The sequence below is a fragment of the Luteolibacter luteus genome (assembly GCF_012913485.1).
Lineage (GTDB): Bacteria > Verrucomicrobiota > Verrucomicrobiia > Verrucomicrobiales > Akkermansiaceae > Haloferula > Haloferula lutea.
On the sequence record NZ_CP051774.1, the window covers coordinates 2507677 to 2530307 of the forward strand.

27 protein-coding genes are annotated in these 22631 nt (G+C 60.1%); 10 read left to right on the forward strand and 17 right to left on the reverse strand.

Translation table 11 applies throughout. The features are described 5' to 3' along the window. Positions 1-95: 95 nt before the first annotated feature. Entirely contained in the window at positions 96-1877 is a 1782-nt protein-coding gene (locus HHL09_RS10545) for an L-fucose isomerase (protein WP_169454605.1), read from the reverse strand. Between the two features lie 159 nt (positions 1878-2036). Between HHL09_RS10545 and HHL09_RS10550 the strand changes: the two genes are divergently transcribed. Together HHL09_RS10550 and HHL09_RS10555 are read left to right on the forward strand one after the other, a co-directional pair. Then, positions 2037-2927: an AraC family transcriptional regulator gene (locus HHL09_RS10550; RefSeq protein ID WP_169454606.1), complete on the forward strand. Its 891-nt coding sequence runs from the start codon at positions 2037-2039 to the stop codon at positions 2925-2927. A gap of 16 nt (positions 2928-2943) precedes the next feature. Next, a complete protein-coding gene (locus HHL09_RS10555; RefSeq protein WP_169454607.1) occupies positions 2944-3699 on the forward strand; it encodes a class II aldolase/adducin family protein in 756 nt (251 codons plus the stop codon). A 6-nt stretch (positions 3700-3705) separates the two neighbouring features. Here the strand turns inward: HHL09_RS10555 and HHL09_RS10560 are convergent, their stop codons facing one another. From HHL09_RS10560 to HHL09_RS10575, 4 genes are all read right to left on the reverse strand, one after another. Further along, a complete protein-coding gene (locus HHL09_RS10560; protein ID WP_169454608.1) occupies positions 3706-4998 on the reverse strand; it encodes a hypothetical protein in 1293 nt (430 codons plus the stop codon). Positions 4999-5017: 19 nt separating this feature from the next. Then, positions 5018-6109, reverse strand: a complete 1092-nt coding sequence (locus tag HHL09_RS10565) for a hypothetical protein (RefSeq protein ID WP_169454609.1) — start codon at positions 6107-6109, stop codon at positions 5018-5020. A 41-nt stretch (positions 6110-6150) separates the two neighbouring features. Then, positions 6151-6615, reverse strand: a complete 465-nt coding sequence (rnhA, locus tag HHL09_RS10570; protein ID WP_169454610.1) for a ribonuclease HI — start codon at positions 6613-6615, stop codon at positions 6151-6153. Positions 6616-6762: 147 nt separating this feature from the next. Further along, on the reverse strand, positions 6763-7719 hold the full coding sequence (locus tag HHL09_RS10575; protein WP_169454611.1) for a hypothetical protein: 957 nt from the start codon (positions 7717-7719) through the stop codon (positions 6763-6765). A gap of 208 nt (positions 7720-7927) precedes the next feature. On the opposite strand from HHL09_RS10575, the gene HHL09_RS10580 reads away from it, so the two are divergent. After that, positions 7928-8428 carry a hypothetical protein gene (locus HHL09_RS10580; RefSeq protein ID WP_169454612.1) on the forward strand — a complete coding sequence of 167 codons (501 nt, stop codon included), beginning with the start codon at positions 7928-7930 and terminating at the stop codon, positions 8426-8428. Between the two features lie 6 nt (positions 8429-8434). Here the strand turns inward: HHL09_RS10580 and HHL09_RS10585 are convergent, their stop codons facing one another. Beyond that, positions 8435-8842, reverse strand: a complete 408-nt coding sequence (locus HHL09_RS10585) for a hypothetical protein (RefSeq protein ID WP_169454613.1) — start codon at positions 8840-8842, stop codon at positions 8435-8437. Between the two features lie 103 nt (positions 8843-8945). Here HHL09_RS10585 and HHL09_RS10590 point away from each other — a divergent pair, with 103 nt between their 5' ends. Beyond that, on the forward strand, positions 8946-9935 hold the full coding sequence (locus tag HHL09_RS10590; protein ID WP_169454614.1) for an alpha/beta fold hydrolase: 990 nt from the start codon (positions 8946-8948) through the stop codon (positions 9933-9935). On the opposite strand, the gene HHL09_RS26380 is transcribed toward HHL09_RS10590, so the two are convergent. Further along, entirely contained in the window at positions 9936-10931 is a 996-nt protein-coding gene (locus tag HHL09_RS26380; RefSeq protein WP_205761020.1) for an acyl carrier protein, read from the reverse strand. Between the two features lie 44 nt (positions 10932-10975). Next, positions 10976-11305: a DnaJ family domain-containing protein gene (locus tag HHL09_RS10600; protein ID WP_169454615.1), complete on the reverse strand. Its 330-nt coding sequence runs from the start codon at positions 11303-11305 to the stop codon at positions 10976-10978. A 39-nt stretch (positions 11306-11344) separates the two neighbouring features. On the opposite strand from HHL09_RS10600, the gene HHL09_RS10605 reads away from it, so the two are divergent. The 4 genes from HHL09_RS10605 (at position 11345) to HHL09_RS10620 (ending at position 14684) form a co-directional block, all read left to right on the forward strand. Continuing rightward, positions 11345-11569: a DUF4250 domain-containing protein gene (locus tag HHL09_RS10605; RefSeq protein ID WP_205761021.1), complete on the forward strand. Its 225-nt coding sequence runs from the start codon at positions 11345-11347 to the stop codon at positions 11567-11569. A gap of 74 nt (positions 11570-11643) precedes the next feature. Beyond that, on the forward strand, positions 11644-12390 hold the full coding sequence (locus HHL09_RS10610; RefSeq protein ID WP_169454616.1) for a hypothetical protein: 747 nt from the start codon (positions 11644-11646) through the stop codon (positions 12388-12390). 54 nt (positions 12391-12444) lie between these two features. Then, complete coding sequence (locus HHL09_RS10615) at positions 12445-13548, forward strand: Gfo/Idh/MocA family protein (RefSeq protein ID WP_169454617.1); 1104 nt, start codon at positions 12445-12447, stop codon at positions 13546-13548. A gap of 50 nt (positions 13549-13598) precedes the next feature. After that, a complete protein-coding gene (locus HHL09_RS10620; protein WP_169457728.1) occupies positions 13599-14684 on the forward strand; it encodes an aldo/keto reductase in 1086 nt (361 codons plus the stop codon). Positions 14685-14700: 16 nt separating this feature from the next. Here HHL09_RS10620 and HHL09_RS10625 read toward each other — a convergent pair whose 3' ends face one another. Both HHL09_RS10625 and HHL09_RS10630 read right to left on the reverse strand, forming a co-directional pair. After that, on the reverse strand, positions 14701-16002 hold the full coding sequence (locus tag HHL09_RS10625; RefSeq protein ID WP_169454618.1) for a DUF3472 domain-containing protein: 1302 nt from the start codon (positions 16000-16002) through the stop codon (positions 14701-14703). 49 nt (positions 16003-16051) lie between these two features. After that, positions 16052-17071, reverse strand: coding sequence for a 7-cyano-7-deazaguanine/7-aminomethyl-7-deazaguanine transporter (locus HHL09_RS10630; RefSeq protein ID WP_169454619.1), 1020 nt, complete (start codon positions 17069-17071; stop codon positions 16052-16054). Between the two features lie 311 nt (positions 17072-17382). On the opposite strand from HHL09_RS10630, the gene truA reads away from it, so the two are divergent. Together truA and HHL09_RS10640 are read left to right on the forward strand one after the other, a co-directional pair. Then, positions 17383-18129, forward strand: a complete 747-nt coding sequence (gene truA / locus HHL09_RS10635) for a tRNA pseudouridine(38-40) synthase TruA (protein ID WP_169454620.1) — start codon at positions 17383-17385, stop codon at positions 18127-18129. An 87-nt stretch (positions 18130-18216) separates the two neighbouring features. Further along, a complete protein-coding gene (locus tag HHL09_RS10640) occupies positions 18217-18684 on the forward strand; it encodes a hypothetical protein (protein ID WP_169454621.1) in 468 nt (155 codons plus the stop codon). Between the two features lie 22 nt (positions 18685-18706). On the opposite strand, the gene HHL09_RS10645 is transcribed toward HHL09_RS10640, so the two are convergent. From HHL09_RS10645 to HHL09_RS10675, 7 genes are all read right to left on the reverse strand, one after another. Further along, positions 18707-19066, reverse strand: coding sequence for a DUF3140 domain-containing protein (locus HHL09_RS10645; RefSeq protein ID WP_169454622.1), 360 nt, complete (start codon positions 19064-19066; stop codon positions 18707-18709). Beyond that, a complete protein-coding gene (locus HHL09_RS10650) occupies positions 19063-19284 on the reverse strand; it encodes a hypervirulence associated TUDOR domain-containing protein (protein ID WP_169457729.1) in 222 nt (73 codons plus the stop codon). Before HHL09_RS10650 ends, HHL09_RS10645 begins: the two co-directional genes overlap by 4 nt. Positions 19285-19307: 23 nt before the next feature. Beyond that, entirely contained in the window at positions 19308-19772 is a 465-nt protein-coding gene (locus HHL09_RS10655; RefSeq protein WP_169454623.1) for a DUF5069 domain-containing protein, read from the reverse strand. A gap of 139 nt (positions 19773-19911) precedes the next feature. After that, positions 19912-20190 (reverse strand): GNAT family N-acetyltransferase, encoded by a 279-nt coding sequence (locus HHL09_RS10660; protein ID WP_169454624.1) that lies wholly within the window; start codon positions 20188-20190, stop codon positions 19912-19914. 45 nt (positions 20191-20235) lie between these two features. After that, positions 20236-20772 (reverse strand): type VI secretion system tube protein TssD, encoded by a 537-nt coding sequence (gene tssD, locus HHL09_RS10665; RefSeq protein WP_169454625.1) that lies wholly within the window; start codon positions 20770-20772, stop codon positions 20236-20238. Positions 20773-20793: 21 nt separating this feature from the next. Further along, complete coding sequence (locus tag HHL09_RS10670) at positions 20794-21678, reverse strand: thrombospondin type 3 repeat-containing protein (protein WP_169454626.1); 885 nt, start codon at positions 21676-21678, stop codon at positions 20794-20796. A gap of 70 nt (positions 21679-21748) precedes the next feature. Beyond that, positions 21749-22546, reverse strand: coding sequence for a hypothetical protein (locus tag HHL09_RS10675; protein WP_169454627.1), 798 nt, complete (start codon positions 22544-22546; stop codon positions 21749-21751). Positions 22547-22631: the final 85 nt, after the last annotated feature.

Genomic DNA, 22631 nt, shown 5'->3' on the forward strand with positions numbered 1-22631 from the left:
CCTGCGTATGAGTTGAACGAGGCGGGAGAGTTCTCCATGGAAGGAAGATAGGTTGGCGGCGGTGCCGGTTCTACTGCCTAGCGGGACAAGAAAGCTCAGACCTTCCCGTAGAGCGGACCGTAGTTCGCACAGGCGCGGAAATCGGCGCCTTCCAGATCGGCCGTGCCAAAGGCGCGCCATGCACTGGGGCGGAAGATGCGCTCCTCGCTGACATTGTGCATGTAAACGGGGATGCGGAGCATGGAAGCCAAGGTGAGGTAGAGATGTCCGATGTGGCCGTGGCTCATGACGCAATGGTTTGCGCCCCAGTTGTTCATCACCTCGTAGGCGCTGCGGAAGGCACCCTGTCCGGTGAGGACCGGCGCGAACCAGGTGGTCGGCCAAGTAGGATTGGTCCGCTGGTCGAGCGCATCGTGAACATCATCCGGCAAATCGACGGTGTGACCTTCCGCGATCTGCAGCGCGGGGCCGAGCCCATCCACCAGATTCAGCCGGATCATCGTCGCAGGCATGCCGCCCCGCGTGCGGTAACGGGTGCTGAGTCCGCCACCGGGGAAATACTCGGTGATCGAGGGATGCCATGTGGTGGCCTTCAGGCACTTTTCCACTTCGGCGTCCGCGATGTCCCAGAACGGCTTCATGGCGGGCACGCCATCGATCTCCTGCTCGCCGGTACCATCGAGCGCGGCTGGACCGGAATTGATCAGGTGCAGGATGCCGTCCTTCACCAGCGGATGGGAGAATGACTTGCCGCTCGCAGTTTCGATCGCCTCGCAACTCCAGTAGGTGCGCAGGTCCGCGAAGATCTGGGCGGTGTGAGTAAGCAGATGGCCGAAGAGCATGCCCGCGCCATTCAGCGCGTCGTTCTCCGTCGCGACGATGTAGGGCGCGCGCTTGCCATTCCAGTCGAAGGACGAGTTCAAGATCGCCTCGAGGAAATCCCCGTTCGGAAAGTGATCGGTCCACTGGCGCTGGCCTTGGAAACCGGCGGCGATCGCATTATGGCCCTGCGCCTGCTCACCGAGGCCCATCTCCGCGAGCTTCGGATTTCCGGTCATGAGATCGCGGGCAATGAGCGCCATCTTCACGCTGTCCTCCCACTCCGAATCGATCTGTTCGCGGCTACGCGTGGCTTCGGGGGAATTGTAGTCTTTTCCTTCCGGGCAGTTCGCCTTCACCCAGGCGAGCGCCTTTCCGTACTCAGCCTGGTCATACCAGCCCTTCCGCATGCGCCCGGCGAATTCGCTCATATCGATCGCCTCGACGCGCATGCCGAGCCACTTCTCCCACATCGCCGGATCCACTACGGAACCCGCGATGCCCATGGAGGTGCCGCCCATCGAAAGATAGCTTTTCCCCCGCATGAGCGCGACGGCCAGGCCACAGCGCACAAAGTCCAGGAGCTTCCCGCGAACGTCAGCCGGGATCTCGGTATCCGTCGCCGCTTGCACATCCTTGCCGTAGATGCCGAAGGCCGGGAGTCCCTTCTGGGTGTGCCCGGCGAGCACTGCGGCCAGATAGACGGCGCCCGGACGCTCCGTACCATTGAAGCCCCAGACTGCCTTCGGCAGGTGCGGGTCCATGTCCATGGTCTCCGAGCCGTAGCACCAGCAAGGGGTGACGGTCAGCGAGACGCCCGCATTCTCACGCTTGAACTTATCCGCACAGGCGGCGGCTTCCTTCACCCCGCCGATGCAGGTGTCCGCGATCACGCACTCCACCGGCGAGCCATCCGGATAGCGCAGTTCTTTCGCGATCAGATCCGCCACCGCACGAGCCTGCTGCATGGTGCGCTCTTCCAAAGATTCGCGCACGCCGCCAAGGCGGCCATCGATGGTCGGACGGATGCCCACCTTGGGATAGGACGAGGGTTTCATGGCGTTCACGCTGCAAAGGCGGCCCGCCTTTGTCACTCATGAAATGGAGAAATTTGTCACGATCACACCCCGATTCATCGGATAATAAGCTACCGCTTACCAGAGAAATGGATTTTATTGCTTTTCATTCGATCTGATCGGAGAGAAAGAAAAGTCATCGTGGCCGAGCATCCGGAACCATCCCCCGCGAATCCATCCTTCCTGTCGCGGCAGGTGGAGTCCTCGCGCGTGTTCTTTTTCGAGGAGACGGAGCGTTCGCCATTCGAGGTTCGATGCGGGGGCTTGGAGCGCTGCCAAGCGGACTACCGGATCAACCGCGCGAGCTTCCCTTGGTTCCTACTTGAGTTCGTCCATGGCGGACGCGGCAGCGTGGAACTGGATGGGGTGGAGTCCGCGCTGAAGCCCGGTGTGTTTTTCCTCTACGGGCCCGGCATGCCTCACCGGATCGAGAGCGATCCGGACAAACCGCTGGTGAAGTACTTCACCGGTTTTTCCGGAACCGCTGCGGCTGCTTTTCTGGAGCAGCACGATCTGAAGCCGGGAATGGTCTCGCAATGCCTGAAGGCGGAGCCGATCCGCCGGGCCTTCGATACCTTGATCGAGCGCGGCTCGCGGAACTCGAAATACTCACAGCCGCTGTGCAGTGCCATCGTCCAACAACTTCTGCTGATGTGCCGGGAGGACGCCGTCGATGCCCGTAGCACCGACACGAAGGCCTTCGCCACTTTCAGCCGGGTGAAGGAGTGCATCGAGAGCCGCTTCCTGGAATTGGGGTCGCTGGATGCCGTGGCCAGTGCGTGCGAGCTGGATGCGCCGTATCTCTGCCGGCTTTTCTCACGCTTCCATGATGAGAGCCCTTACCAATTCCTCACGCGGCTGAAGATGCAGCATGCCGCCTCATTGCTTCTGGAGAGTGACATCTCGGTGAAGGAAGCGGCGGCTGCCAGTGGCTTCCCGGATCCCTTCCATTTCTCCCGCGTTTTCAAATCCATCCACCGCGTGCCGCCTTCGCGCTTCCGTGAAGCGATGCACGACAAGCAACCCCGCTGAACCGAACCCATCCACCATGAGCACCACCCACGACCTGGTCCACCTGTCCCGCGAACTCGGCAGGGAGGATCGCCATCTCGCCATCCTGGGCGAAGGGAACACCTCCACGGACCTCGGCGACGGCACCTTTCTGGTGAAGGCCTCGGGGACCTCGCTTGGAACGCTTACCGCAGAGGGAGTCTCCCGGGTCTCCCATGCAAAAGTGGATGCCCTGCTGGCGAAGAAGCATCTCACGGAGCAGGACATTGAGGACGGACTCGTCAGCTGCCTGGCCGACGCCGCGCACAAGAAGCCCTCGGTGGAGACCTTCCTGCACTCGATCTGCCTGCGTCAACCGGGAGTGAAATGGGTGGGCCACACGCACACGACCTCGGTGCTGTCGGTGCTGGCCAGCAAACACGGGGCAAAGCCATTTCTCCGCCATGTCTGCCCGGACGCGATCGTGGTCTGCGGGCGGCATGTACTATCCATCCCGTACATCAATCCGGGCTTGGAGCTCGCACGCGCGGTGCAGGAGGGCCTGGCTCACTTCCGCGCCGAATACGGAAAGACTCCCAAGGTGATCCTCATGGAGAATCACGGTCCTGTGGCACTAGGCGCGAGCAGCAGCGAGGTGCTGAACATCATGCTGATGCTCGACAAATGGGCACGCGTCCTCGCGGGAACCTTTGCCATGGGAGGCCCGAACTACCTTCCCGAAGAGGAGGCCGCACGCATTGACGAGCGACTGGACGAAGCCTACCGCCGCAAGATGATCGAGGCAAAGGCGTGAAGCCGGTCAGCGGGTCTCTTTCACCGGTCTACCGGTCGCGTCGATCCTGGTCGCCGTGGTCATCATGACACGGCGACTGCCATCCGGGCGAGTATGGACGTAAAGCTTCGTGGATCCATCCCCGATGAAGCTTGTTCCCTTGATGTCCGCTTTGACGTCAATCTCCACCTTGCCCGTCTCGGGGTCAGGGACTGCCTCGGTATCGGTGTAAGCTACCGTCATCCTCTGCCCGAGCCCAAGCAGGGAGGAGTCCAGTTTCATCACGTGCCCCAGATTAAAGGACTCGAAGTTCTTCCCGCTGTCATCGGTCGGCACGATGTATTCCCTGATCATTTCGATCGTGGCCGTCTCCCCGCTCCGGGCGGTAATGGCAGGAAGGCCGACGAGATCAATTCCGCTCTTTTGGGCAAACTCCCGCATCATGAGCTGGACCTGCCCGTCACTATACTGGCCGGACAGATCGGGTGCGGACCAATCCATGCCCGGGGGAAGCTCCAGCATCTTGGTCTCGAACTTCTGCTGTACCGGCAGTTGATTCGACTGGATCCGATTCAGGCCCTCGATCCGCGCCAAGTCGGCTGCGGACGCCGTGCTGATCTCAAGGGTAGCGCGAGCGGGATTGAAGGCCACCGAGGTGGATGGATCGAGCGCGACCCCCATCGCCGCAAGGATCTCGCGCAGGTCTCCTGAGGAGCCTCCGGTGTACTCCCCGAAGCGCGCCATCAGGTCCGGAGGCACGGTCAGGACCTTCCTGGTCTCGCCGGCAAGTTTGGCTGGCTCGCTGAAGCGATAAGTGGAGCCTTCCCGCTTCACTTCCAAGCCGGAGACCGCCGCGAGGAAGCGGATTGATGCATCCAGATTTTTTGCAGCGAGGGTGAGGCGCAACAATTCGCGGTGACCCGAGGGGATATCGAATGCGAGGGAGAGAGGAACCTCACCCGTCTCACGGCAGGTTTCCTCATAGGCTGTCCTCAATTTGTCCAAGGCAGCGCCGAGCGTGAGACCATCGATCTCGATCGAAGGGATGAAGAAATCCTTCAGCTGAAGGACGCTGTGGGTGAGCTTTTCAAGGACCTGCTCGCGTTCCGATACTTTGGAGCGGAGCACGGCGTGGCTTCCCGCCGGGTCGCCGGAGGAAAGCCCCTTGTCACCACCTTTGGCATTTCCTGCTTCCTTGGCAGACTCCGAGAAGCCGTCGAACCTGCCGCCCTTCCAAAGGAGGATCGCAAGCAGCAGCAGCACCGGAGTGGCGAAGAGCCAAACCTTTTTCCAAGCCTTGGAGGACCGAGGGGGGTTCATTGGGAGAGAATCTGAAAGCTCATCGCTCCTGACCATACACCGGACGTCCGGTGGCATCGATCAGGGTCGGCGTCACCGCGAATACCACGCGTGAACCGTCGGGACGGGTCTTCACCGTGAAGCGCGTGCCCGTATTACGGGTGTAGCCGCTGTCCTGGAGCTCGACATGCTTCCTCTTTGAAGAAGCGCTCAAGCTGGTTTCGACCGCGTGGCCGGTTCCGACCAAACTGGTCTTCATGCGGAGGACGCGGCCATCGGCGAGGAGCGTGATGGTCTCTCCGTTTCGACTGGTCGCCGCAGGGAGCTCGCTCGCCTTCACATCGCTGCGGGCGGATAGATCCGCGAGCATGCGGCTCGCGGTTTCAGCGTCAAAGCTGCCCTCACGGGGTCCTTTCCAAGTCGACCCCGGTGCAATCTCAAAAACCCGTGTGGTCAAGCTCTGCTGGACCGGATGTCCCGTGCGGGAGAGGAGGGTGGCGACGGCGACCTGATCGGCGGTGCTGCGGGTCTCCATCGACAGTGTGGTGGCATCTGAAAGCGAGAGCTTCGTTGATTCATCCAGATCGATCCCAGCGCGCTGGAAGCCGATGCGAGGATCCCGCGAGATCTCCGAGGCGAGCTTGGCATCTCCGCTTTCGCCGAGGATATATGGGAAATCGGGGGACACAGGGAAGGACCTCTTCACCAGTCTTCCGGTCTCCTTCGGCTGCTTGAACCGGTAGGTGGTCCCATCGAGGGAGACTTCCAATTTTGAAGCGGCTGCGATGTGGCGGACCGAGCTGTCCAAGGTGCCGCCAGATAACTTGATCCGAAGGGGCTTCTCATGCCCGGCGGGCACCTCGAAGGCGAGATCCCGCGGTTCTTCGCCGGCCTTTTCGCAGATCCCGACGTAAGACGTCCGAACCTTCTCAAGCGCCGCGCTCGTGTCCAAGCCGCGGACATCCACCGCATCCGGCATATAGAAATGCTTGAAGTGCGCGGGATCGGGAGTGGATTTGAGACCATAGGTCTCCTCGATGCTCCGCTGGGTCCGATGAGCGCAACTGCCGGTGAAAAGCCCGAGGCCTCCGGCTAGGACAACCTGACACGCAACGAGATGCCACTTCTTCATGATAGGCATCATTGGAAGATGACCTATCTTGGCAAGTCGAATCAGCCGTCGTAGCCGTGATCATCCGGCAAGTCGCGCTTGGTGGCGGCAGCGACTGCCAGGGTATCGCAGCGTTCGTTTTCCTTGTGCCCGGCGTGGCCGCGGAGCCACTTCCAGGTGATCTTGTGGGTGGAGCTCGCATCGGCGAGGCGGGTCCAGAGGTCCTGGTTTTTCACCGGTTGATTCGAAGCCGTCTTCCACCCCTTCGCCTTCCAGCCCTTGATCCAGTTCTTGGTCATGGCGTCGATCACGTAGCGGGAGTCAGAGAGGAGCTCGATTTCGCAAGCCTCCTTCAAGGTCTCCAACGCCACGATGGTGGCGAGCAGCTCCATCCGGTTGTTCGTGGTGCGGGCGTAGCCCTTGGAAAGCTCCAGCCGGTGCCTGCCACAGACCATTACCACCCCGTAGCCGCCGGGGCCGGGATTGCCCCTGCAGGCACCGTCGGTATGGATCACCACTCGCTTCATTTCCAGAACGCGGGAAGCGGTAGGGAAGTGGAGGCGGGAGGCAAGACTTCATCGGGAAATTCGCGATTTAGCGCGCAGAGAACGAACTCGGGCGAGTGGGCGCGACGGCCGGGAATATGACGGGAGCGGAACCCATGCCGTCTCCTGCTAGTCCTCCGCTTCGTCGGCTTGGCCTTTCTTTCCGGCCACCATCTTGATGCCCATGAGTTGGAACTCCTTCATCTGCTCCTGGTATTCGGTGAAGGCTTCCATCTGCTTCTCATTCAGCACTCCGCTGACCTCTTTCTTCAGGTTTTCCTGCTGGCGGGTCCAGTTCTGCTCGAAGGCTTCCACGGCATTGCCCTTGGAGATTTCCTCGAACCCCTTCGCGCCGCTGTAATCGACGACGTTCGGCTGGGTGCGGGCCCGGTGCATGGCCTCGACCAGCTTCTCCTCATCGGCGGGATCGAGGGCAACTTGCTTGGAAGCCATGGTGGCGCGGAGGCCATCGAGTTGCTGCCGCTCGGGCAGCCGGTCCTTGTAGGCTTGGAACTTCTTGTAGTCTTCCTCGCTGTTCAGGAACTTCTTGATCTCTTCCTCGTTGTCCTTCGCCCGCTTGGAGATCTCCTCGGCAAGCTTGGCCTGCTCCTCCGGGGAGGCGCTCATCATCTTCATCCCGATCTCCTGCTGATCCGCCATTTCCTGGCCCAGCAGATTCCTGAAGTATTCGGTCTCTTCCTTCGAAAGTTCCAAGCCATCGATGAAGTCGCCATACATCATGGCGACGGCCATCTTCACCCCTTGGTTCATCATGGATCGTCCCGCGGGGTTTTCCCACATCTTGCGGACGGTCTTCGAAAGGTCCTCGGAGCCATCGTCCTCCCCCGCTTTCTTCGCGGTGGCATCCGGTTTGGCATCGGGCCTTTCACGGACACGGGTGGGCTGGTCGTCTGCCGTGAGAGACGCGGTCGCGGGAGCTTCGGCTTTGCCGCCGGCGGGCGTTTTCGCGATGCTAGCTTCCACGCGATCGAGGTGGGCGCGGAGTTGAGCCATGCGACTTTCTTCGATCGCCACGGTGGCGGCGATCGCGAGCAGGACCAGTCCGAAGGTATGGGAGGGTTTCATGGTTTCCCTTCTACCTACACCCTCTGCCGGTGCCCATTACAATAAATCGGCAAGGTCGGAAGAACCGGCGGATTCCTCTCCTGAATGTCAGATGGGCGGTGGAGAAGTGCTTCACTCAGCACAGCTGAAGCTCCGACGGGCGAAAAAGACATGGTGCGGGTTGGATTTTGCGGCTAACGTGAAAGGTGGAAACCAGTGCAAGCATCCCATGAAATCCAGTCAGGAAATTGCATCGTTGCTCGAAGCCAAGATTGCCGAAGTCGAAGCGAAGCTTGAAACGCTCGAAAAGGAGATCCTCGAAATCGGCCCTCCGGCGGACTATGATCTGCGCAAGCGACTCGAAGCGCTCAAGGTCGAAGAGAAGGCTCTCCGGCGAAACTTCGAGGAGTCGATGGCCCGCGGCGAACCAGACTCGGTGCGCCTCGAGAAGATCGAGCTCCTTCTCGATCACATCGAAAGGGAGGAAGCCTCCGTGCATCACGAAGCGGATTTCCTTCATCAGGCGAATCCCTCGTCGGTGATCCTTGCCGCCCAAGCCGCTTCCAAGGCACTCGACCTCTGGCAACGAGCGATCAAGCGCGTGCTGGGCGATCATCATCCTTTCGGCAGCTCGGTTTTCGTAAACCACACGCACGCCGACCTGGTGAGCGACTACGGCTACTCCACTCCGCCGAGCAAGTCCGCGGACACGCCAAAGGGCGAGGGCTAAGGCGATTCAGGGGACGCGGAAGTATTTCTTCTGATCAAGCGGGAAGGTGGGATCCGCCACCAGCGTGCCGCTGGCGAAGCCTTTCACGTCCACCGGCTTGTTGTTGAAGGGGCTGAAGACGACGCCTTCCTTTCCGGGGACGGGAACCGCTGTCGGAATTTTGACGCGCGGTTTTTCCTGAACCAGCGGCGGGGATTCTTTCGGTACCTGGGGTGCGGGCGAGTCTTTGACCGAGGGCGGCTGGGGCTTCGTTTCCGCCGCAGGAACCGGGGTGTAGGTTCCGGTTTCGGGCGGTGGCCCGACCAGTCGTGGGGGTGGCTCCGGATTTCTGCTCCAGAGGCTGATGCATGAGGGCAGCAGACAGGTGGCCAAGAACGCTGCTGTGGACCAGCGGAGTGAGCGCGTGCTCTTCATGCTGGAAAAATAGCATTTTAGACCCGGCCGACGCAAGTTAAATGCTGAATTTCCAGCACCTGTTTCCATTTGCGATTGCTATCAGGCACGCCTAGCGAATGGGATGAAGCTCCTTTTCCTCTGCCTCGCCTTGGCGCTTCCGCTCTCCGCAGCGGACGAGATCAAGCCGCTCGATGCCGCGCTGCGGGACTTCCCCTACCCTTACGAGGTAAAGACCCTCCGGATCGAAGATCAGGCGAAGCAACTCGATTTGGCTTACATGGATCTGAAGCCGGAGAAGGCGAATGGCCGAAGTGTCTTGCTGCTGCATGGGAAGAATTTCTCCGGCGCCTACTGGAAGCCCACCGCCGACAAGCTTGCCGCGGAGGGTTACCGGGTGATCATGCCGGACCAGATCGGCTTCGGCCGTTCCAGCAAACCGGTGGATTATCAATACAGCTTCCACGCGTACGGGCTGCACATGCGTGATCTGTTAGATAAGCTGGAGGTGAAGCGGACCCTAGTGGCGGGCCACTCGATGGGCGGGATGGTCGCCACCCGCTTCGCGCTGATGTTTCCGGAGCGCGTGGAGAAGCTGGTCCTGGTAAACCCGATCGGCCTCGAGGATTGGAAGCGCTTCGTGCCGTATACGAGCGTGGATGCGAACTACGCCGCGGAGCTCAAGAAAGGGCCGGATGCGATTCGCGATTACATGACGAAGGCTTACTTCGATGGAAAGTGGAAGGCAGAGTATGACCCGCTGCTCGACCTCCAGGCTGGATGGGCTGTTGGTCCCGACCGGGAATGGATCGCCCGCGTTTCCGCGATGACCTCGGACATGGTTTTTACCCAGCCGGTGGTTTATGAGTTCGGCGACCTGAAGGTCCCTACCCTGCTGATCATCGGCGAACGGGACCGCACCGCGATTGGCAAGGAACGCGCCACGCCGGAGGTGGCGAAGAAGCTCGGGCAATACCAGGAACTGGGCAAGGAAGCCGCGAAGGCGATTCCCAACGCGAAGCTGGTCGCGCTGCCCGGCATCGGTCACGTGCCGCAGTACGAGGCCTTCGACGATTATTGGAAAGCGCTCGATGGCTTCATCGCCGAGAAGTGATCACTCGCCACCGCTTTGCTTCCGCAACTCCGCCTCCAAGAGGTCCTGCAGCTCGCCCACGGTGCGGATTTTTTCCGACAGCTCAGCCGGGATGGTGACACCAAATTCCCCTTCCGCTTCCGCCACGATCTCGAAGGTATCCTGACCTTCCGCGCCAAGCTCTTCTGCGAAGCGCGCTCCCGGAATGACCTGCTGTGGCAGCACCCCGAGATGATCCACCACAATCTGGCGGATGCGTCCGAAGTGGTCGAGCTCCGCGACCTCCGGAGCAAGGCTTGCATCGGCGGCGCCGGGCGGTCCGGCATGAGAGGTGAAGCTATTGATGACTCCCTCGAAGACCGGCTTCGCCTCTTTCTCCCTTGAGCGGCTTGTCCACGTCAGGACCTGGTAGAAAGCCGTCTTCGTTTCGATCGCTGCCTGGTGATAGACGGCCCCAATGTTCGCTGAGGATCCGGTGAAGCGGCGACGCAAGGCCGGAAGCTCCCCGATCTGGGTTTTCCGAGGCTCACCGAGCTCTGAATTGTCGATCTTGCCTCCGATCAAGCGGCTCGCTGCATCTTCGTACTCGGCCAGGCTTCCCAGAAATACGAACTTCGGCGTTTCGATCACGAGAACGTAACACTCAAGGGAATCATCTCCCGCCGCGATGGATGCTTCCCGCCGCAAACCGGGCATTTCCGTCCACGTGCCCGGGACATCGAGCGTGAACTTCCCATCTCCGGATACGAGGTGCTTTTTCTTGGGAACGGCCCGCTCCTTCTTGGCCTGCACCATCCGGGTGGCGGCCTTCGCCGACATGCTGATCGCTCCAAACAATCCGATCAGGGCAACAATGGCCGAGACCACCGCCGTGACGATCCATCCCGTCGTCTGCCGGGTGAAGGCCTTGACGATCGAGACCATGAAAAAGATGCCGCCAAACACCAAGGCTGCCGCCACGAAGCCCCATGCAATCGGGCTTCCAAGCACTTCGCTCGCTTCCAGTGAGGCTGCCATGACCATGACAGGCAACGAACCAACCATTCCAGCTTCCGGGCAAGTCAAATCCCCGATAAGTCCTGCGCCATCCGATCGCGCGCGAGCCGGAAGCCGGTACGCAGCTCCTCGATCTGCCGCCGCAGCTTGAGCCGGGTCTGGGCATCGGCACAGCTGGAGAGTTCTTCTTCCAACTCCGCCGCTTTCTTCAACATCTCCATTTCCGGAGCAAGAAAACCATTCCCCTTCAGCATGGAAAAGGCCGCCCGCCATCCTTCCGGCGTGTTGAAGTAGGACTCGAGATCCAGCTCCGTGCCCGGTGGCGGAGGCTGCAATTCGCCCGAAGCGATCGCTTCATCGATGCGCGCTTCGCCGAGCTTTGAAAGGGCGGACATGCCGCCAGCATAGCGCTGGGGACCGCGAAATCCAGCGTCTTGCCTGTCGAGCTCCCCCGCACCATCTTCGCGCGCGTGGACCTTTCGAACTACCGCAAGATGGATCCCCACATGCTGGTGGGACTCATCAATACCGAGCTGCGCAACCATTGCGATTCGCTCGATGAGCTCGTGAAGAAGCATGGCCTTGATGAGAAGAAGCTCGTGACGGTCCTCGGGAAAGCAGGCTACGACTATCAGGCGACGCAGAACCAGTTCCGCTAAGTAACAGGCACCCTTTCCGGAGGCCTCTCATTTTGACACGATGCCGGAAGGCATGCCTGCCACCCTCCTTCGCCATGAAACCTTTACTTATCGCCCCATGGATTATCTTCGTTGCCGCGGTAGGTCAGGGCCACAATTACGATCCAACGCTCGCCCCCTTCGCCACAGAACACCGCGCCAAGCTCGCCAAGATCGCTGATAAAAGGGATGCCGCGATCAAGGCCCCGAAAGATGCTTATCTCGCGTCACTGGAGAGTGCCGAGCAAGAAGCGACCCTCAGAAAGGATTCCAAGGTGGCGGAGGCCCTCGGAAAGGAGATGGTCTTCGTGAAGTTCGATTGCCTGTCTTCGGCAGAGGGTTTCCCGCGCAAAGTCATCACCGCCCGCAAAGCCTTTGAAAAATCTCTCCAACAGGCCGAATCCGAGGCGGAGCGCGAGGCAAAAAAGATCAATGCGAGCTACCTTGCGGACCTGAACAGAATTCCTCTGGGGCAGAACGCCACGGGACTGCTGGTCAAACAAGTCGCAAGCGAGAAGCGCGCGCTGACAAGCGGAGTCATTGGTCCGATCGTCAATCCGGAAACCGACATCGCAGGCACCACCTGGTGGAAATACAACAAACCGGAGGTCACGTGGAAGTTCACCTACACCACCGAGGCCCGCCTTCAAGACACGTGGCGGATGTCTTTTCCGAAGGCAGACGAGTTCACTATCCACTGGGATGAACGGAACGCCGCGCATCTGAAACTTTCGAAGACCGGCCGGGTACTCTTGGAAGGAGGCATGCCAAGCTTCGTCCTATCCACCGGAAAGGACGAGTAATCCACCCTGATTTCAAGTTGCGCCTCCCGGCTTCCTCTCTTTGGTTCGACGACTATGAAATCCTTCAGCCGTCGATCCGCCCTCCGTCTCGGTGCTGCTGCCTCTGCCGCTCCCTTTCTCCAACTCCGGGCCCAGGAGTCCGGTGAAAAGCAACTTGGTATCGCCCTGCTCGGCCTCGGTGACTACGCCACCAAGCAGCTGGGACCCGCGCTGAAGAAGACATCCAATGCCAAGCTGGCGGGGATCATCACCGGCTCCCCCGACAAGATCCCGACCTGGCAGAAGGAATACGAGATCCCGGACGGCAACATCTACGACTACAAGAGCCTGGAGAAGATCGCGGACAACAAGGAGATCGACGTGATCTACGTCGTCACGCCCACCGCTCTGCATCCGGAATTCACGATCCGTGCCCTGAAGGCGGGCAAGCACGTGATCTGCGAAAAGCCGATGGCACCGACGGCGGAAGAATGCACCCGCATGATCAAGGCCGCGGAGGAAGCAAAAAAGACGCTGCAGATCGGCTACCGGCTCCACTGGGACCCCTTTCACCTGAAGCTGATGCAGGCGATCAAGACGAAGGAGTTCGGAGATTGGAAATCGATCGACGCTTCCGATGCGGGACGCATGACGGATTTCACCCGCCACAATGCGTGGCGCGTGAACAAGCAGTTGGGAATCGCGGGAGCACTCTACGACCTCGGTGTCTATGCCGTGCAAGCCTGCCTCTACTCCGCACAAGAACATCCAGTCCGTGTGACCGCAAAGAGCTGGACCGACCGGAAAGAAGAATTCAGCGAGGTCCCCGAGCATTGGGAGTGGGAACTCGAATTCTCAGGCGGCCGGAAGGCGAAAGGCTTCGCGAGCTACGGAAAGAACGGCAACCATATCCGCGTGGAGACCGAGAAGGGTCTCATTCAAATCGATCCGGCCTATGGCTACAGTGGCCAGAAAGGCAGCACCCCCGAGGGGGAGATGCCATTCGAACACGTGCACCAGCAGAAGCTTCAGATCGAGGGTCAGGTGAAAGCCATCCTTTCCGGCGAACCCAGCAAGGTGCCGGGCGAGATGGGCCGCCGTGATATTCAGGTCATCCGCGGGATCATGGAAGCCGCCGAAAGCGGCAAGCCCTTCGAGTTCGGGAAGTTTGAGTACTAAGGCCGGGAATCATTCCGGGATCCGCCCCTCTGGCTATCATGAGCACGAACATCACTACCCGCCGGCAATTCTTGTCCGCAGCCACTGCAACACTTGCTGCCAGCGCCACGCTGCGCGCCCAAGAGGCCGATGCAGCAACGGTTACAAGCAAGCGTTATCGGCCACCCGTCCGCTTCGGGCTCGGTGGCGTAGCGATCGGCAATGGCTTTTTCGTCACGCCGGATGCCCAAGCCGAAGAAACGCTCGAAGCCGCATGGGCCGCGGGCGTCCGCTACTTCGATACCTCACCTTGGTATGGCCTCGGACTGAGCGAACGACGCTTCGGTCATTTCCTCGATGGGCAGAAGCGGGAGGACTACGTGATCTCCACGAAGATCGGGCGGCTGATGGTACCAGACCACGACTTCAAGCATGGCATGTGGAAGGGCGAGCTCGGATTCAACTACAAGTACGACTACACTGCTGCCGGAACGCGCCGCTCGATCGAAGATAGCCTGCAACGGCTCGGCATCCCCAGCATCGACATCGTCTTCATCCACGACCTCTCGCCGGACAATGGCGATATGAAGGACAAGTGGACCGAATACTTCGACATCGCGGCAAAGGGCGCGATCCCGGAGCTGACCAAGATGCGGGAGGAAGGCCTGATCAAGGGCTGGGGCTTTGGCGTGAACACCATCGAGCCAATCCTCAAGACCTTGGAGATCTCCGAGCCGGACATCTTCCTCTCCGCGATCCAATACTCGCTGATGAAGCATGAGGACTCGCTGGAGCGGCTCTTCCCCGCCTGCGAAGAGCATGGTGTGTCACTGGTGATCGGCGGCCCCCTGAATGCCGGATTCCTCGCCGGGGTGGACCGCTACAACTACGGCGGCACCATTCCAGAGGGCTTCAAGGAGAAGCGCGAGCGAATGCGCGCCATCGCCAAAGACCACGGCACCGACCTGCGCACTGCCGCGCTTCAATTCACGGCGGCGCCTTCAGTCGTGGCCGCCACGATCCCCGGTGCCCGCTCCGCAAAGCAGATCCAAGAGAACGCGGAATCGATGAAGGCCAAGATCCCGGGAGAATTCTGGAGAGCACTGAAGGAGGAAAAGCTCATCGCGGCCAATGCTCCTCAGCCCCGCCCTGCCTAAGAACAGCCCTCCCTTGTTAGAAGCCCTCCAGCTTCTCGAAATCCACCTTGGGCTTCTTGGCAGCCGTCGATTCTCGCTGGAACTGACTGCCAAGCTTCACGTTGTCCGCGAAGAAGCCGCCGTTCTTCATGAAGAACTCCTTCCCCTTCACCCCGCCGGCGTAGTCCATGCGATACTTCCTCTGCGCAATGTCATCTCCGGTGAAGCGAGCTTCGGTGACCTCGTGCCATTCGCCCTTCACATCGCATGCCCACTGGTTTCCATACAACGCGCCACGGGTGATGTAGCCTTGGCGATCCGAGAAATTTTCAAGGAAGGAATGCGCGCCGGTCAGGTGCTTGTCGGTCTTCGGGCGCTTGAAGCTGGCAATCAGCTTCCACTCCTTTTTCTCCGGAAGGAAGAACCAAGCAGTGTAATCGGTGGATCCCTGGCCATCCGGCTTCACACGGTTGAGAAAGCGGTAGGTTTCGCCGGCCTTCCACGGGTAGAGCCAGTAGCTCTGGCCGCCGGAACCTTCGCCCCCGAATTCCCCGCCATGGACGCCTTCGCCTTTCTTGAGGAGCGTGATCTTGTGGTCGTCCGGGATCTCTTTTGGATTGTCGGTGGTGAAGGGGCTCCAGACCGAGAACAGGATGCGCCGCTCCTCCGGTCCATTCACCTGCATGCCGAAGTAGCCCTCACCAAAGCCGTTCGACATGAAGTATGAGCCGATCGGATCACTGCCCTCCGGCACGGTGATCTCATTATAGAACCACTCGACCGGTTCGCCCTTTGGCAAGGAGTAGCCGAGGTGCACCGAGGGACCGCGGCGTCCCCAGTAGAAGCGGTTGCCTTCGTTATTCTGCACGTAGTTCAACTCCACCGCTTCCGGTGCGCTGACCGTCAGCCCTTCCACCTCGGCAAAGGTTTCTCCGGATTTCTTCAATCCCTGCAGGTCCACGCGCACGTAGCCCGCTTCCCTCACCGTGACCTTTCCGAGGGATACCTCTCCGGCTCCCTTCAGATCCTTCTCGATCGGCTTTCCATTCACCGTGGCGCGGATCCGGGCTTCACCTTCCGCTCTCGCCTTCAGGGAGAGTTCCAATTCCGCCGGGCGATCCACCCGGAAGTAAATCGACTGCACCGTGTCCGCGCTATCCCAGCGGCCCATCCCCCGCCCGCCTCGTCTGCCCGACTGCTCTTGAACAGCCTTGGTGACGTAGGCATTTCCTCCCATGGGCACTTCCCAGACCTTGGCTCCTTCTCCATTCGCGGCGGACGAGAGGAACGGAACCAAGACAAGCGCCAGAGGCAGGACGGGGAAGAGCGTGCGGTGCATGAGACCTTAAACGATACTCAACCGCTCTTTTATTCCAAAAAAGTGAGATTTATTGAGTCGCTTCGGGATGATGCTCCTTCATGCACTTGTCGCAGACTCCGTGGCTGAACTTCGCGTCACTGTGCCGCTGGATGTAGGACTCCAGCTGGTGCCAGTTTCCATCCTCGTCGCGGATATCCTTGCAGTACGAGCAGGTCGGCAGAATCCCGCGCAGGGTTTTTACTTCGAGGAGAGCGCCTTGGAGTGAATCGATCAGCTGCACGTTCTCGCGTTCGACTTCCTTTCGTCTTTCGATTTCCCGCTGCGCCAAACTCAGCTCCAGACGAACCTTCGTTACCTCTCTCAAGATCGCCAGGACGGGACGGTTTTCGATTTCCATCCCGTTTTTTCCATTCTGCCAGGAGATGTACCAGTAGAGGAAGGGGAAGGCGAAGACGCTGAGCACGAAACGGGTCACGAAGGTCCCGGTCATGATCTTGAAGTAGTCCGGTTCGCCCGCGAAGGCACCGGTAGCGAAGAGGAGGACGTCCAGCCAAAGCACCCCGAGCAGCGTCAGGAAGGCCCGCAGCCACAGCCGCATGTTGAGCTGAGGCTTCCCAAGGAACTCCCAGGCCATCGCCAGGAAGATCAGATCGGCGAAGGCCGCAAAGATGGAGGCCGAGTAGATCCGCAGGCTCTGCGGGGGGAAGTAGCCCAGGGGATTTTCCCCGTTATTCGAGATCCGGATTTGCCAGTGAAGGATCAGGGTCACCAGCGGGACCATCACCGAGACCCCGATGATCGTGGAGATCGCAATCCGGGTCGCCCGCGGACCATCGAAGACGTAGACGACAAAGACTCCGAGCAAGAGCGCTGTGTAGAAAACGGTGGAGCCTACCATGAAAGACGCGATCCCGGGCACTTCCACGCGCACCCCCGCATCCGTTACCCAGACCATCACGGCGGTAAGGCTACCGATCAGGGCATAGAAGTGGGAGAGACCCAGCTTGTTGCGCAGAGAGTGCGCCCAGAGCACAAGGAAGTACACGCCGATCGCTTCTCCGATCAGGACCAGAAGTTCATTCGTCATGAAACGCGTGCAGGAAATGGGAATTGCAGTGGAACCCCGCACAGCTGGAGAAGCAGCCGTGGCGCAAGGTTCATAATTCCGCTAGGTGTTGGCAGCCGGGCGGAATCCTAGATAGCCTCCTTGGAAAATGACAAGCCGGTCCACGCGTTGTTAGCGCGTTGTTAGATTGCAAAATTCACGAATGCCGTTTCGATCCAAGTTTCCCGCAAGCCAAATCGGTCCACAAGCCATTGCGAGAGCGACTGTTCAACGAGGCTCGATCCCCCTAAGCTTGGCCGTTCCGAGGGTCGAAATCCCCCCGGAAATACCCGATGCCCAAGTTTAAACTTACCCTCGCTTTCGACGGTTCGGCCTATCATGGCTGGCAGTCCCAGAGGTCCGGGCGCGGCATTCAGAACCAGTTGGAGGGGGCTCTCGCCCGGCTTTTTCCCTCCGCGCCAAAGGTGCAAGGATCGAGCCGCACGGATGCGGGGGTCCACGCGCTCGGGATGGTGGCTCATTTCGAGGTCGCGGACGGGGAGTTCCGGATGCCTCTGCGGCACCTGCCGCTAGCGATCAATGCCTGCCTCCCCGAGGATATCCGGGTGCTCAAGGCGGCACGTGCCCGGACGGACTTCCATGCGCGCTTCGATGCAAAGGGGAAGCAGTACCGCTATCACTTGTGGAATCACCCGGTGATGAACCCTCTGCTCCGGGCGAGGGCATGGCATGTCCCGCGCCCGCTTGATCTCGCGGCCATGCGCGAGGCCGCGCCGCTCTTCGTGGGACGCCACGATTTCCGTTCCTTCACGGCGAATCGCGGCGGCGAGCTGAAGGATGCGGTCCGAACGCTCTCCCGCTGCGATATCCAGGGCCGCGGACCCTCGATCACCCTGGTCATCGAGGGAGAAGGTTTCCTCTACAAGATGTGCCGTGGCATTGCGGGGACCCTCGTGCAAATCGGCGAGGGCCGCTTTCCAGCGCAGGAGGTGGAGGTGATGCTCTCCCGCCATGACCGCCGTGTGGCCGGCATGAATGCTCCGGCGCACGGCCTGGTGCTGCAAAAGGTGTTCTACTAGGGGGCTGGCGCGGAAAAAAGATTGTCCCATCTCCAGGGCGTTCCCCAATCCCACTCATAGCGTCTCTATTCGGCGCACCCTCCTGACATGTTCACGCTCATCCACGTTCTCATCAGCATCCTCGGCATCGCCGCGGGCTTTGTCGTCATCGGTGGCATGCTGGGAGGTAAGGTCCGGCCGCCTGCGACCTGCGTCTTTCTCGCCGCAACGATCGCGACCAGCGTTACCGGCTTCTTCTTTCCGTTCAAGGGTGCCACCCCGGCCTTCATCTTCGGAGTCCTATCCTTGGTGGTCCTATCACTCGCGATGTTTTCGCTAATAGTGAAGCAGGTCCGAGGCGGTTGGAGGAAGACCTACATCATCACGGCGCTCACGGCCCAGTTCTTGAATACCTTCGTCCTGATCGCGCAACTCTTCCAAAAGGTTCCCGCGCTCAGAGCGCTCGCCCCGACGCAGAGCGAGCCACCTTTCGGGATCTCCCAGATCCTCCTGCTGCTGGGCTTCATCTGGATCGGTATCCAAGCGGTGAAGCGCACCGCGCCGGGTCCTGCCTGAACTTTTAGAGTTGCCGCTGGGATCAATGCTTCCGGGGATCGTGTCCCCAATTCATCAGGCTGTAGAGCCATGGCGTCTCGCTCACCTCTCCTTCGGGCCGCTGAGCCAAGTGCCGGTTCACATAGCCTACCACTTTGCGCATGTGCTTGAGGTCTGCTTCGGTGAGATCCGCCTGCTTCTTGCCGAGGAGGGTGATGATCTTTCTTCCAGAGCGATGGCCAACCGATTCGCCGCTGCCTTTTCCATCTGATCCTTTCCAGCCTACCTGACGAGACTCTTCGGTATCCAACCACTTCTCCAATTGCGCTGAAGTCATGTTCACCGCTTCCCTGAAGTCGTGCACGGTCTCGCGGCGTTCCTTTGGCCCTTCGATTTTTGTCATCGCTTGGACCGCTTCTTCAGCGCCTCCGGCTTATGAGCGGCTTTCTCTCCCGACTTCTCGCTCTCCACCAGATACTCCGGGTTCTCTTTCGATGCGGCTACCTGGTGGCCCTTGATCTTCGTGCGGGAGGTCAACTTCTTCACCACCTTGCCGGTGGTTTTCCCTTGGGAGGTTTCCCACTCGACGCGATCGCCTTTCTTCAAAGTCTTCGCTTTCATCATCTGCTCCTTTCGGTGCGGGTTTAAAGTCGTCCCTCCTCGATGTCGTAGACGTCGAACCAATGGTAGATGACGCGGTCCTTGGGGATGAATTCATCGATGTAGTCTTCGAGGAAGACCTGAAGTTCGATATCCATTTCGCTAAGCCGCTTGTCGCGTAGCTCGTTGTTCCAGCGGATCACCTCCTCCTTACTAGTATTCTTCGCGTGCTCGCGAATCCAGCGGTCCATCTCGTCATCGCTGCGGCCTTCCGCCACCGCTTTCTTGAAGTCCTTCGGATCGATACCCGCGAAGCCCAGAAACATGCTGTCCATGGGGCAAGCGTAGTGGTACTCGCCCTGGGTTCCGGAAAGCTCGGCCCGGCACTTGTCGAGCGCTCGTGCGGCCAGGACATAGCCTCCCAGTTTCGTGCGGGGGCTGCGGGGGAACTCCCGGTTCAGATCCAGAGCCTGGTCCTTTACCTTCGGGTCAATCGTCTTCGTGCTCATGCGAGATCCCCCGCACAAGACATGCCACCCCCAGGCAGGCCGCCTGCGCTTCGTCGGCACGGGCGGATTCCCCTTTCACCATCCCGGTTTCCGCTGTCAGCCGGGGCGATCTGCAAGGCCGCATTGCAGATGCGGCGGCTCAGGAACCTTCAACTTGCTCCGCCCACTCCGGGTGCCGCTGCAGCCACGCCACCGCGTAGCCGCATACCGGTTGCACTTTCAGGCCACGCTCTTTCACAAGGGCCATGGTTCCTTCCATCAATCTGCCTGCCGTCCCCTTGCCCCGAAGCGCGGGATCGGCTTCGACATGTGGCAGAACGAGAACGTTCCCCTGCTGCCGGTATTCGGAGAACGCTAGCTTGCCCTCCTCCTCCAGCTCGAAGCGGCTCCGCGCCACGTTGTCAGTGACTCCATGCATGGGATCAAACTACACAGCCTCGATCCGCGGTCAAAATATGACCCTTCAGGTCGCCGAAGAAGACCAGCTATCCTCGAAGGTGACTCCCCCCTCTGTCCAGGTCCACTCGATCTTCTGATAGATGAAGGAGATCTCTTCGAGGTCTCCCGCACGATCTGCCGAGACATCGCGGGTATTCGGCTTCCATTCACGGATCGAACTGACCGCAGCATTGGTCAGCTTGATCGTGTAGTACTGCTGTGGCTTTCCACCGCCGTTGGGATCAGGACGGGTGAACTTCAGGGTCACCGTGGCCGACTCATTGTTCGCAAGCAGCTTCATCAGCAGCGGTGACGCCTTATCGATCGGCTTCACGATGGTCAGTGGCTTGTGCTGGCGACGACCGGTTGGCAGTCCACTCGAAGCGTCTCGCGGGGTGATGATTTCGTGTTCCATCGCCAGGCCTTCGATACTGCCGTCCTTTGCGCTGCCCGCGATATCGCCGGTCGATTTTCCAACAACGGTAACCTGGATGGGTTCCGCCGCGCGGGCCGAGGTGAGGGCCAGCAGGAAGCCCGTGGTCAGGAGAAGAAGACGTTTCATGATCGCTTGGGAGTTCAGGTTCTAGGGATCGGGGGTGACGGTTGCCTTGAGGAAATAGAAATCTCGCGGCGAAGACATCGGCAACTCACGCCGGATGACGCCGCCGGCGCCAGCCTGGATACCGCTCTCCACCATCACTGCTCCCGGCGAGAGATCGGGCAAATGCCAGAGCGAGTAAGTCCTCCCCGGGGCTGCGTCCCACTCCAGGCGCAGCACGCCGGGCGACACAAGGCTCATGCTCTTCACGTGGAAGCGGGAGCCGCCATCATTTGGTGCGGTTCCGGCTTCGTACTCGGCCAAGTTGGAAAAGCCGTCCCCGTCGGTATCCCCCGTCGAGGTGGCAGCGAAAGGATCCAAGCCATAGGCCATCTCCCAAGCGTCGGGCAGGCCGTCATTGTCATCGTCCGGATCGGCGTTGTTCCCCGTGCCATCGCCATCGGTATCCATCGACTCGGAAGGATCATCCGGGAAGGCATCCTCCTCATCTGAAATGCCGTCTTGATCAAAGTCCGGGGGCGCCCCGGTCCGCACGCCCAGCGGGTCCAAGGGATTTTCGAAAGGATTCATCGAGGTCACTGCGCCTGCGAACTTCGACGGAGAGAATTCTTCCCCGCTTGGCCAGACGAAGTCTTTGGGAGCTGAGCCCAATGCCTTGGCCACAGGCTGACCTCCCGCCGATCTTCCGCCTGTCGCTTCGATCTCCCAACGGACGCGTGAAGGCGGCGCGAAGAAGCGATCGCCCGGAGCGGAAGCGAGCCAGAAGCCCCGGGTGCTCGAAGGACTTAACCCGAGCAAGATGCCGCCATCAACCGAGCGGGCGTAGCCATCCACCACCAGGCGTTCTCCTGCCATCACGGGCAAAAGGGCGGCAAGCCAAGGGATGAGGAAGCGAAGGCGACGATCCATGGGGGAGGACTTCCCATGTCGCAGAACATTAAGGAAAATCAAGGCAATAGGCCGGTCCGGGCCCTGCGGATCAGCGTCTCCTCCTCAGCGAAAGCAGTCCGACGAGGCCCGCCATTACTGCGACCGACGGCTCTGGTACGCTGGAGATGCGTAAGTTGTCCATGCCGCCCACCGAAGTCGCACCGAGCCCGATGTAGCCGCTGGTAGCGCTCAATTGCCCGATGTCAATCGTGCCCAAAAGATTGCCACCCTGATAGTAGGACACCTTGCTTCCGTTAGTTCCGAAGGGAGAACCAGTGCCTTCCGTATCGGAAAGGATCACGCGGTAGTCGGTGAAGGCATTGAAGCCAATGTTGGTACCGGATGCGCCGGTAATGCCGCTGCCGCTGTGATCGAAATACTGCGTGCCGCCATTGGCTCGGAACAAGATGCCGAACTCACCGGTGGTCACGAAGTTCGTCTGATCCAGGCGACCGATGTTCAAGCTGATCCAATTCGTGTCGTCTCCACTCACTCCATTGCTGATGATGCCATCGAAGCTGATCTCGATGGGTGCCGGGACTGTCGCGAAATCATAGTCGATGCGCACGGCGCCACCAAAGGCCAGCAGCAGGGCATTTGAATTGCCCGGGAAGGTGCTCGCATTTCCTACCTGCTCCTGACTGCCCAAGTCCGGGAAGCGGGCGGTGTAGGTGAGAGTGGACAGCGTTCCGCCCTGCCGGCCGGAAACATTGTACTGATAGTTCGGATCATTCACGTTGGCATCCACCGTGAAGTTGTCCGTGAAGAGCACCGCGGCGGGTGCACATGGAGCCATGAGGGAAGCTGCCAGCAAGACGGCAGACGAGAGGGAGAAGCGGGAGGTCATTTGGGGAGAGACAAACAAGTTCGTCCTCACCTTCCCCTCATCGCCTCGTCCTAACGAGACAATCCCATTCCCAATTCCTGCCAAT